We start from the raw sequence: 1,112 nt of genomic DNA on the forward strand, positions 1-1,112 counted from the left end.
CATCGCGGCGCGCGCCGCCCCGGCGAAGGGCCGACGGCCGCGCTGAGCGCCGCTTCGGTGGCCGGCCTGGCGCTGCTCTGGTGGGCCGCCACGCATTTCGGCTGGGTGCCGCCGCTGTTCCTGCCGTCGCCGGCGGCCGTCTGGCAGGCGTTCGTCGAAGCCTGGCGCGGGCAGCTTCAGGGCGGCGTGCCACTGCCCGAGCATCTGGCCTGGAGCGCGCTGCGCGTGTTCGGCGCGTTCGCGCTGGCGGCGCTGTTCGGCATTCCGGCCGGCATCCTGATGGGCGTGAGCCGCGTCGCGCGCGGCCTGCTCGATCCGCCGCTCGAGTTCTACCGGCCGTTGCCGCCGCTGGCGTATTTGCCGCTGGTGGTGATCTGGTTCGGCATCGACGAGACGGCCAAGATCGTCGTGATCTTCCTGGCCTGCTTCGCGCCGATCGCGATGGCCGCGCGCGCCGGCGTGCGCAGCGCGACGCACGAGCAGATCGCCGCCGCGTATTCGCTGGGCGGCAGCCCGTTGCAGGTGGTGCGCCACGTGGTGCTGCCCGCCGCGCTGCCGGAAATCCTGACCGGGCTGCGGATCGCGATCGGCTTCGGCTGGACCACGCTGGTGGCCGCCGAGATGGTGGCGGCCACGGCCGGGCTCGGGCAGATGGTGCTCAACGCGTCGAGCTTTTTGCGCACCGACGTGGTGGTGATGGGCATCGTGCTGATCGGCGCGATCGCGTGGGGCTTCGATCTCGCGATGCGCGCGCTGGAGCGGCGGCTGGTGCCGTGGAAGGGGCGGGGCTAGGGCGCTGGTAGCCATGCAGCGGTGCGCCTTGCGCCGCCGCGTCGGCTCGCGCCGCCGTTCAATCCCCCGCCGCCACGCCTTCGCGCCGCGGATCGGCGCCGCCGATCCACAGCGATTGCCCGTCCACCGCCACGCGTTGCAGGCCCGCCAGATCGGAATTCAGGTCGGTCGCGACGACCGTGTGGCCGCGCCGCTTCAGGCCGTCGATCAGCGCATCGGACACGCGCCCGGCTTCCACCTCGGTCGGCCCGTTGCGCGAGCCGAGGTTCGGCAGCGCGATCGCCTGCTGAATCGTCATGCCCCAATCGGCGATGCCGACC

At 73.0% G+C, this 1,112-nt stretch carries 2 protein-coding genes; one reads left to right on the forward strand and one right to left on the reverse strand.

From position 1 onward, the window contains the following. Positions 1-792, forward strand: a 792-nt coding sequence (locus G3N92_RS34175) for an ABC transporter permease subunit (RefSeq protein WP_206131889.1), incomplete at its 5' end; no start/stop codon positions are given. 58 nt (positions 793-850) lie between these two features. Here the strand turns inward: G3N92_RS34175 and G3N92_RS34180 are convergent. Continuing rightward, on the reverse strand, positions 851-1,112 hold a 262-nt coding region (locus G3N92_RS34180; protein ID WP_206131890.1), incomplete at its 5' end, for a gamma-glutamyltransferase.

Origin of the sequence: Burkholderia sp. Ac-20379 (genome assembly GCF_017104645.1) — a bacterium.
Taxonomy (GTDB): Bacteria; Pseudomonadota; Gammaproteobacteria; order Burkholderiales; family Burkholderiaceae; genus Burkholderia.